The following is an 8270-nucleotide window of genomic DNA, read 5'->3' on the forward strand; positions in this document are numbered from 1 at the left end:
AGGGTTATGAGCACGAAAATCATCAGCCTGGTGTCTATAGGCGCCCACCCGACTTCCGGCCGGCCACGTCGCGCGGAGCAGGATGCGCGGGCGGTGGAACTGGGCCTGCAACTGGCTGGGGATAACCTGCACGTGCTGCATGCCGGCGACGTCGCGGAACCGGCGTTGCGCGCGTATCTGGGGATGGGGCTGGAACAGTTGCATGTGCTGGAGCAACCTTCGGGGGCCGATGCGCTACCGGCGTTGACGGCCTATTTGCGTGACGCCGGGGCACAGGTGGTGCTGACCGGCAGTCAGGCGGAAACCGGTGAAGGCTCGGGCATGTTGCCGTTTCTGCTGGCGGAAAGCCTCGGCTGGCCGCTGGTGGTCGGGTTGGCTCAGGTTGAATCCATCGACGGCGGTTCGGCACTGGTACTCCAGGCGCTGCCACGTGGTCAGCGTCGTCGCCTGAAAGTGCGGCTGCCGTTCCTCGCGACGGTGGATAACGCGGCGCCAAAGCCGCGGCAGAGCGCCTACGGCCCGGCACGGCGCGGGGTGTTGCAGGCGGACGACGTCGAAGTGATCGACGATGAACTGCTGGCGGTCGCCACGCTGCAACCGGCCAAACCACGACCGAAACGCCTGAAAGTGATCAAGGCCAAGAGCGGCGCCGATCGGATGAAAGCTGCGACGGCCAAGGCCAGTGGCGGGGGCGGGCAGGTGCTCAAAGGCGTGACCGCACAAGCGGGAGCCGAAGCCATTCTCAAACTGCTGATCGAAGAAGGCGTGGTTCGCTAACCCTCATCCACCACTAATCAAAATGTGGGAGCGGGCTTGCTCGCGAAAGCGGTGTATCAGCTACAGGGACATCAACTGAACCACCGCTTTCGCGAGCAAGCCCGCTCCCACAAGGGAAAAAATCAATGCCTGCTGAATTCCGTCCAGCCCTGCGCAGCGACGCGCGGGAGATTGCCCGGCTGTTCCAGATTTCCTCCGAAGGGGCCGCCGATTACATCTGGAGCCAAATCGCCGAACCCGGCCAGGACCTGTTGGACGTCGGCGCCCTGCGTTACGCCCGTGACGACGTGGACTTCTCGTACCAGAATTGCCTGATTGCCGAGGCCGATGGCCAGGTCATCGGCATGCTGCACAGCTACGCCATGCGCCACGATCCGCTGGCCGAGCCGACCACCGACCCGGTGCTGGCGCCGTACGCCGACATGGAAATCCCCGACACGCTCTACATTTCCAGCCTGGCGCTGCACGAAGGCTGGCGCAACCAGGGCCTGGGCAAACAGTTCCTCGCTCACGCCCATGCGCGTGCCAACCGTCTGGGCCTCAAGGGCCTCAGCCTGATCGACTACGCCGTCAACACTGGCGCCCGGCGCTTCTATGAGCGCCATGGTTTCCGCATCGTCAAAAACTGCCAGATCACGCCACACCCGATGATTCGTGTCACGGGTGAGGCCTACTTGATGCACCGGCCTGAAGCGTAAACAAATCTCCGGGTAGCGTGGTTATCCACAATCGCTGTTAGTGCTTCTGTGGATAACATGTTTGTCCCTCTCTACAGACCATTGAAATCAGGCCCTTCAAGCCTTCGTACAATAAACGATCAGGCTAACTGTCGGTTTTTGAGGGGTTTTCCCTGAGGATAAGTTTTCTGCAATGATGAACTTGCCCCCAATCTCTGTTGGTGCATCTGTGGATAAGATGTTCGCTGACTGCTACAGGCCTTAAGGCACGGGGCTCTCAGGCGACTGATCAAAAAACACTCAAGTTAACCAATTTACGTCTCTAAGCGTCTGAAAAGCTCTATTTTTCAAGGCTTTTCGCGGTTTTCTACAGAGTCTCGAAAGTTGCCCCCAAAGTCTGTTGGCGTTTCTGTGGATAAGGTGTTCGCCCTCGTCTGCAAGCCTTATAAAACGGGGTTCGTACGCTTTAGGTCAAAAAATATCCAATAACGCCGCGGGCGTGTCTTTCTGGATAAGTCACGGATTTTCTTGAGCTTCTGGTGTGCAAGTTATCCCGATTATCGAGTTGTCCCCAATAGCTGTGGGTTGTGATGTGGATAACTTGTTAGCGGAGGCCTGGAGGGCACGTACGGCGTGGTGCTGGACGCAATAGGTCAAATTTCGACCAGATGAGTGTTTCAATCCCGGCTGGCGGACCATCGATTGAGCCCAGCCATTTTGAATCAGGACTCATGCACGTTGAATGCGCCCTTGAACGTTTTCCCAAGCACATCCCGGTATTCAAATTGCCCCTGGATACGCCGCTCCGCAGGAAAGTATTGGTAATTCACAAAGCCGCTGGCGCCGATGAAAAACTTCAAACCCCCGTCCACGGCTGCAAGGTAAGCCACATAAACGGTAGTTTCGCTATAAGGGTTTGTACTGACTCTGATCGTCCCCTCTTCTGCATTACGCGGAATAAACATTCCAAAACTATAGAAATGGTCGGGCGTGTCGATATCGGCCAGAAGGTTGTATCTTTTAGGATCATCGTAATGTAGGTAGGCCACGTCTGCTTTGAAATCAAAGGGGGAAACTTCCAGTGTGGCAGTAAACGTGCCGAGCCTGTTGTTATTCTGTTGTTCTTTAAGAAGACGTTGTCTTTCTGCAGTTGTAGGAATAACAAGCATGATGTTGTCCTCGAAGTTAGAGCGAAACTGCGAAACGCCTTGGTTTCAGGATTGGCGTATCACAATTAGTCATAGTGACCTTGGTTAATCATAGCGGCCACTAACGAGAATGCCACTAGCAGATCTGATAGTGGTACAGGTGCCCGTTCTGTGTTCCGATGTCGGGTTTACTCTACTCCCTTGTTGTTCCTTACTATCATTTCTGCTAGTTACGCAAAACATAAAAGTGCCGCATTGTGACAGGCGCCTGACTTTCCGAAGGAATGCCGTCATGACAGCTAAGAAAACAACCAAACCCGCTACGCAAGCGTCAGACTCCGCCGAAATAAAACCCATTGTTCCCACGGTGAACTACAGCCGTTGGATGAGCGATTCTTTCAACGACATCAAACACATGCGTTTGTGGGAGCTCGCGTTACCGGGCGCTCACAATGCCGGAGCGGATAAGGGCGCAATCGATTTTATCGGGGAGCAGTGGACAGCCTGTCAGGATGGCCGGTTTATCGAGCAGTTGAGGGCCGGCGCTCGAGTTCTGGATTTACGTCTTGTCGACAACAGTTACAAGAAGACCACGGGTAGGCATTCGCCGCAGACCAAGTTTTATGACGTGTTTGAGTTTCAGCATGGCAACTTCGGTAATCGTCGACTGGAACATCTGGTTGCCGACGTCAAGGCGTTTGCGGAAGCAAATCCTCGAGAAATTGTGATGCTCGATTTCCATAGTTACGATAAAGGGCGAAATTTTTCATACAACAGCCTTGAGCGTTGCTTGAAGTATTTTCAGTCAATTAAGTCCCGCTTGTTACCCAGGAGTGCTTTAAATAAGAGTCTGGAAGATATTTTTGAAGATCACCCCAGCGCTAATATTGCTTTATGCTTCAAATATGGAAACACGATTGACTGGCCATTGGATGATCCGGAAACAGCTCTTCTGTGGCACGGCATCAGCCACCTATGGAGCCCGGCTGATTATAGTGAGCATGGCATCGAGCAAATGATCATCGCGACGATGAAAGCGCCCCCTACTAACTATCCTTGGGCGTTGAGCGCTACCGTGTATGAGGAAGGTATAAATGGCGGGCCGAAACACTTGGCACGCAATCATCCGATACGGTTGCTACCTTTTGCAGAAGGCGGCCGGAAACTTAATATTCTAATGGCCGATTTTATCGAGCGAGAGGATACGCGCGTCAGCGTCGTTGACCAGTGCATAGCACTTAACCTGCAAATAGGGCGGGATCGAACTCCGCCAAGCGCCCCCACTCAATTTGTCGTCAGGCAATTAAGACTGACTGACGAAGGCGCCAAGGACGAGTACTACCAGAACACGGCGCTTTTTTCGTTCAATGCATCGACGGATGCGGTAGGCGTTCGACACTACCTGATTTTTCAAAATGACAAACGTGTTTTCACTTCGGGCGGTACTCACTACCTGGTCAAGGATTTGAATCGACTGAACAGCGTTTTCAAGGTGCAAGCGGTTGATTTGGCCGGAAACCTCTCCGCTTTTTCAAACGAAGTAGAGTTGCTGCAGGACACGGTCCCTCCCACGATGCCCTCGAACCTTGAATTCACCCAATACGGGTATCCAACTGTTCGCGTTAAGTGGGTCGCGTCTTCCGACGGGAACGGGAGTGGCGTGGCAGGTTACGACGTGCGGATCAATGGAGTGTACAAGGGCTTCACCAGCGCACTTTCATTTGAATTTCAGGGCGTACCAGCCAACGAGCAGCAGCTGATCGAAATTCGGGCAAAAGATCTTAACGGTAACTACTCCGAGTGGGCTGGCCTGATTCGACCCGCGTTGCCTGCGTTGGTCAATCCTCAAGTTGTCTATATACCGCTTGATATGGCGGACGACTTGTTTCGTGCGGTCATTACCTGGGACCCGATTCCTTTGCCTAATCCCATGGGCATGCAAATAGCGCTCGAGTTCGTCACTGATAGCATTCCGCTTCCCCTGATTCCGTTCGACTACGGCGTTCCAAGCTATACGGATTATGCGCAGGTGGGCGATCGGTTTATCGTAAAAGCCGCTGTTTTTATCATGGGAACCGGAGAGAAATCTCCTCAGGTCACCGTTGATCTTGCGGTTAATTTGACCATTCCGTTGCCGGTTACCAACTTTAAAGTTTCCACGCAAACTGCTACGGATATGACATTAAGTTGGGACAGATCCGCCAGTGTGGACGTTGTGAACTATGCAATATCCGTCCATGAAAAGCCTCCGGTTGTAATACCGGCTTCGGCGAATAGTTTTGAAACGTCAAAATTGGAGCTGACAGAGTACCCCGTCGAGATCTGGGCGATCGACACTCACGGGAATGCATCTATCGCAGAGTCTGTTACTGCGAGCGGCGGGCCGGTAATGCCCGAAAAACCAGGGGCGCCGCGTGGCTTGAACGTGAGTGCAGGGCCACACAGTGCGCAATTGAACTGGCTGCCGCCCGGGGATTATCCGGTCACCTATATTTGTTATCTGGAAGGGCAGCAGGAGCAACACATTACGGACCGCTCGATTACCGTTAGGGATCTGTCTACCAATACGCGCTATACCTTTGTTGTTTACGCCGTCAATTACGCGAATGTTCGATCTGACCCGGCGACCGTTACATTTGAAACTTCGGGTGGACTGACAATCCCATCAAATTTTCATGTGACAAAAAATAGCCAGCGTAACGTTTCATTTGCCTGGGGACCTCCTCGAGATAATGCGGAAGCCGTCATTGGCTACTCCTTCAAGATTTTCCCAAGTGGACAGCCCACTGCTTTGGCAGGGATGACTCATTCAGTAAACAACCTGCTGGTCGGATTACCCATGGTGTTTGGCGTGCAATGCAGGTTTGCGGGGGGCGGGGAGTCCGACTGGAATAGAATCACGGTTATACCGAAGCCTTGATGAAGTTGAGGCTCGTGCGTTGAACGTACGAGCCTCAGTTTCGCCTATCCGCTTTTGTCCAACGCTTAGCCCTGAACCGACACGCCCTTGAGATACGGCGCAGGCTCAGCCCCCAGGTTATTCAACAACCGTTCGCTGTACCAATCCACAAAGTTCACCACTCCAAACTCGTAAGTCTTCGAGTAAGGACCAGGCTGATAAGCCGTGGAGTTGATCCCGCGCTGGTTTTCTTCGGCCAGGCGACGGTCCTGGTCGTTGGTGGCGTCCCAGACCTGGCGCATGCGCTCCACGTCGTAGTCCACGCCTTCGACCGCGTCCTTGTGCACGATCCACTTGGTTGTGACGATGGTTTCCTGCGCGCTGACCGGCCACACGGTGAATACGATGATGTGGTCGCCCATGCAGTGGTTCCACGAGTGTGGCAGGTGCAGGATGCGCATCGAGCCCAGGTCCGGGTTCTTGATGCGGCCCATGAGTTTGGCGCAGCCCTGTTTGCCGTCCATGGTCATCGACACGGTGCCTTTGAGCAGCGGCATGCGCACGATGCGGTTACGCAGACCGAAGCTGGCGTGGGCGTAAGGGATCTTTTCCGCTTCCCAGGCCGCGGCGGAAGCGGCGACGTGGTCCTTGAACGCCTGGTCGGCGCGCGGATCGGTGACGTCGTCCCATTCCAGCAGGGTTTTCAGCAGTTCCGGGTGCGACGCGTTGCAGTGGTAGCACTCGCGGTTGTTTTCCAGCACCAGTTTCCAGTTGGCCTTTTCCACCAGGGTGGTGGTGATCGCCACCTTGGTGTTCTCCATGTCGTACGGTTCCATGTAATGGTTCAGCGTCGACAGGAAGTCATCGATGGCCGGCGGGTTCTCCGCCAGGCTGATGAAGATGTAGCCGCCGGCGGTCTTCACGTTCACCGGTTTCAGGCCGTATTGCTTCATGTCGAAGTCGGCGCCCATCTCGGTGCCGGCGAACAGCAGGCGCCCGTCCAGTTCGTAGGTCCACTGGTGGTAGTGGCAAACCAGCTTGGCGACCTTGCCCTTGTCGCTGGTGCACAGCCGCGAACCGCGGTGGCGGCAGACGTTGTGAAACGCATGCACTACGCCCTCGGCACCGCGAATCACGATGATCGGGTTCTTGCCGATTTGCAGGGTGATGTAGTTGCCCTTGGTCGGGATTTCGCAGGTCATGCCGGCGATCAACCACTCTTTCTGGAAAATTTCCTGCATGTCGATATCAAACAGCCGCTCGTCAGAGTAAAACGGCTGCGGCAGCGAGAAGGTGCGTTCGCGCTCTTGCAGCATCTGCGCGGTGGCCTTGCGTGCGGGTTCCAGCGGATCGCCCAGGCTGATTTTTGCGGTGACGTCCATCGATTTGATCCTCATGGCCATTCTGTGTGGCCGGCGAAATAGTGGCTGATACGGTGTGCTACGCAAGGGTGTAAGGAAATCGTCTTTGTGTGGGGCGAGTGTGGGGCCGCCGTTGCCCGGAACCTTATCCATGGGCGACATGGCCCAATCTGTTCCCGACGCGCAACCCCCGGTCGTTGCGGGCTGGTCGCGATAAGTATGTGAATGTCGCAGATAGGTAAATGGGTGATCTGCGCTATACGCAGAATCGCCAACATAAGGCCGACCATCGGCGGTGGAGAACAGCATGTCCAACAGCTTCCTGAATCCGGTAACCACCCAGACCTGGGCCAATGGTCGACACATCGTCCGTTGCGTCAAAGTCATCCAGGAAACCTGGGATGTGCGCACCTTCTGCTTCATGGCCGACCAGCCGATCCTGTTCTTCTTCAAGCCCGGTCAGTTCGTCACCCTGGAGCTGGAAATCGAAGGCGTGCCGATCATGCGCTCCTACACCATTTCCAGCTCGCCGTCGGTGCCGTACAGCTTCTCGGTGACCATCAAGCGCGTGCCGGGCGGCAAGGTGTCGAACTGGCTGCACGATACGCTGCACGAAGGTCAGGAACTGGCGGTGCACGGCCCGGTCGGGCTGTTCAACGCCATGGACTTCACGGCGCCGAAGGTTTTGTACCTCAGCGGCGGGGTTGGCATCACGCCGGTCATGTCGATGGCGCGCTGGTTCTACGACACCAACGGCAACATCGACATGGTGTTCATCCACAGCGCCCGTTCGCCGAAAGACATCATTTACCACCGCGAGCTGGAACATATGGCCTCGCGTATCGATAACTTCAGCCTGCACCTTATCTGCGAGAAGCATGGTCTGGGCGAGCCGTGGGCCGGTTATCGCGGTTACCTGAATCACAAGATGCTTGAGCTGATGGCCCCGGATTTCATGGAGCGCGAAGTGTTCTGCTGCGGGCCGACGCCGTACATGAATGCAGTCAAGCGCATGCTCGAAACGGCGGGTTTCGACATGAAGCGGTATCACGAGGAATCCTTCGGTGCGACGCCACCGGAAGCCCGTGCCGACGCGGTCGAGCAGGCCGAACAAGCGGCGGATGCACCGGAAGTCGACGTGGCGGATCTGCATCAGGTGGAGTTTGTTTCATCCGGCAAGAGCATCCGCGTGGCGCCGGGCGAGACCGTTCACGCCGCTGCGGCCAAGGTCGGTCTGTTGATTCCGAAGGCCTGCGGGATGGGCATCTGCGGGACGTGCAAGGTGCTGAAGCTGGGTGGCGAAGTGGAGATGGAGCACAACGGCGGGATCACCGAGGAAGACGAAGCCGAAGGGTTCATCCTGTCGTGCTGCAGCGTGCCGAAGGGCGATGTGCGTATCGAGTTCTGA

General features: G+C 55.7%; 6 protein-coding genes. 4 read left to right on the plus strand and 2 right to left on the minus strand.

Translation table 11 applies throughout. From position 1 onward, the window contains the following. Positions 1 to 6 precede the first annotated feature (6 nt). Both NTD84_RS23975 and NTD84_RS23980 read left to right on the plus strand, forming a co-directional pair. Positions 7 to 777: an electron transfer flavoprotein subunit beta gene (locus NTD84_RS23975; protein WP_262170755.1), complete on the plus strand. Its 771-nt coding sequence runs from the start codon at positions 7 to 9 to the stop codon at positions 775 to 777. A gap of 125 nt (positions 778 to 902) precedes the next feature. Further along, complete coding sequence (locus NTD84_RS23980; protein ID WP_262170757.1) at positions 903 to 1475, plus strand: GNAT family N-acetyltransferase; 573 nt, start codon at positions 903 to 905, stop codon at positions 1473 to 1475. 701 nt (positions 1476 to 2176) lie between these two features. Here the strand turns inward: NTD84_RS23980 and NTD84_RS23985 are convergent. Beyond that, entirely contained in the window at positions 2177 to 2623 is a 447-nt protein-coding gene (locus tag NTD84_RS23985) for a hypothetical protein (RefSeq protein WP_262170758.1), read from the minus strand. A 271-nt stretch (positions 2624 to 2894) separates the two neighbouring features. On the opposite strand from NTD84_RS23985, the gene NTD84_RS23990 reads away from it, so the two are divergent. Then, entirely contained in the window at positions 2895 to 5522 is a 2628-nt protein-coding gene (locus NTD84_RS23990) for a fibronectin type III domain-containing protein (RefSeq protein ID WP_262170759.1), read from the plus strand. Between the two features lie 65 nt (positions 5523 to 5587). Here the strand turns inward: NTD84_RS23990 and gbcA are convergent, their stop codons facing one another. Beyond that, positions 5588 to 6883, minus strand: coding sequence for a glycine-betaine demethylase subunit GbcA (gbcA, locus tag NTD84_RS23995; protein WP_262170760.1), 1296 nt, complete (start codon positions 6881 to 6883; stop codon positions 5588 to 5590). Between the two features lie 286 nt (positions 6884 to 7169). Between gbcA and gbcB the strand changes: the two genes are divergently transcribed. Then, positions 7170 to 8270, plus strand: coding sequence for a glycine-betaine demethylase subunit GbcB (gbcB, locus tag NTD84_RS24000; protein WP_262170761.1), 1101 nt, complete (start codon positions 7170 to 7172; stop codon positions 8268 to 8270).

Source organism: Pseudomonas sp. 14P_8.1_Bac3, assembly GCF_025466085.1.
Classification (GTDB): domain Bacteria; phylum Pseudomonadota; class Gammaproteobacteria; order Pseudomonadales; family Pseudomonadaceae; genus Aquipseudomonas.